The organism is Streptomyces sp. NPDC058964 (genome assembly GCF_042741275.1).
Lineage (GTDB): Bacteria > Actinomycetota > Actinomycetes > Streptomycetales > Streptomycetaceae > Streptomyces.
Map to the genome: position 1 here is coordinate 1 of NZ_JBHYKH010000886.1, position 1919 is coordinate 1919.

Genomic DNA, 1919 nt, shown 5'->3' on the forward strand with positions numbered 1-1919 from the left:
GCTCGGGCGCCTCGGCCCCCGCGTGCGGAGGGTCGTCGCGGTGGCGCTGCGCCGCGCGGCACGCGCCTGGCCGCCGCTGACGCCCCTGCTCTCGGCGGGCGTGCCCGACGCCGTGGAACTCGCGGACGACGAGGTCGCGGAGCTCCTCGGTGACGGCACCCGCGCGCTCGCCGCGGCGGGCGTGGACGTGCACTGGCCCGTGGAACTGTCCCGCGGGCTCTCCACGCACGTGGCCGTCGGTCCGCAGGAGGACGGGACCGGGCGGGACAAAGGTCCGGCGGAGCCACCGTCGTTCCTCTCCGCCGACGCCCGGCTCACTCTCGGCTGGTGGTTCGCGCTGGACGGGCGGGAACTGGCTCCGGAGGAGCTCGACCGTCTGGCGGAGGCGAAGCGTCCGCTGGTGAGGCTGTCCGACCGGTGGGTCCTGGTCGACCCCCAGGAGGTGCGCCATGCCCGAGCACGGCACAACCGTGAGATCACCCCGATCGCGGCTCTCGGCGCCGCGCTGACCGGCTCGGCGGACGTCGACGGCGTCCGCGCAGGCGTGCGGGCCACGGGATGGCTCGCGGAACTGCGGGAACGGCTCACGGCCCCGGAGGCACAGGAACCGGTCGTCCCGCCGGCCGCCCTCGATGCCACCCTGCGGGACTACCAGCTCAGGGGCTTCGGCTGGCTGGCCCGGATGACCTCTCTGGGCCTGGGCTGCTGTCTGGCGGACGACATGGGCCTGGGCAAGACGGTCACGCTCATCGCGCTGCATCTGCACCGGCAGACGCACGCGTCGACCGCCGGTCCCACGCTCGTCGTCTGCCCGGCGTCCCTCCTCGGCAACTGGCAGCGCGAGATCGAGAGGTTCGCCCCCGGCACACCGGTGCGCCGGTTCCACGGCCCCCGGCGCAGCCTCGACGCGACGGCCGACGGCGAGTTCGTCCTCACGACCTACGGCACCCTGCGCATGGACGCCGAACGCCTCGGCGAGGTGCCGTGGGGCATGGCCGTCGCCGACGAGGCCCAGCACGTGAAGAACCCGTACTCGGCGACGGCGCGAGCCCTGCGCTCCATCGGCGCACGAGCGCGCGTGGCGCTCACCGGCACCCCGGTCGAGAACAACCTGTCGGAGCTGTGGGCGATCCTCGACTGGACGACACCCGGACTGCTGGGCCGTCTCGGCACCTTCCGCGGCCGGTACGCGCAGGCGGTCGAAGGCGGCCGGGACCCGGCTGCCGCGGAGCGGCTCTCCCGGCTCGTGCGGCCGTTCCTGCTGCGGCGCCGCAAGTCCGACCCCGGTGTCGCGCCCGAACTGCCGCCGAAGACCGAGACGGATCATCCCGTCGCGCTCACCGGAGAACAGACGGGCCTGTACGAGGCCCTGGTGCGCGAGACGCTGGAGCGGATCCGGGCGGCCGACGGCATGGCTCGGCGCGGGCTGATCGTGAAACTGCTGACCGGTCTGAAGCAGATCTGCAATCACCCGGCGCAGTTCCTCAAGGAGGATTCTCCGAGGATCGCCGGACGCTCGGGGAAGCTGGAGCTCCTGGACGAGCTTCTCGACACGATCCTCTGCGAGGGGGCGGGCGTTCTGGTCTTCACACAGTACGTGCGGATGGCCCGCCTCCTCGAGCGGCATCTGGCGGCTCGCGGCGTGGCGTCGCAGCTGCTGCACGGCGGAACGCCCGTCACCGACCGCGACACCCTGGTACGGCGGTTCCAGGACGGTGAAGTACCGGTCTTCCTCCTGTCGTTGAAGGCCGCGGGCACGGGCCTCAACCTCACCCGGGCCGAGCACGTGGTGCACTACGACCGCTGGTGGAACCCCGCCGTGGAGGCGCAGGCCACCGACCGCGCGTACCGCATCGGCCAGACCCGGCCCGTGCAGGTGCACCGGCTGATCGCCGAGGGCACGGTCGAGGACCGCATCG

General features: G+C 73.2%; 1 protein-coding gene. It reads left to right on the forward strand.

Going from position 1 to position 1919, the window contains the following annotated elements:
- Positions 1-1919: DEAD/DEAH box helicase (locus ACFW2E_RS45995; RefSeq protein WP_384477915.1), on the forward strand; the 1919-nt coding region annotated here is incomplete at both ends.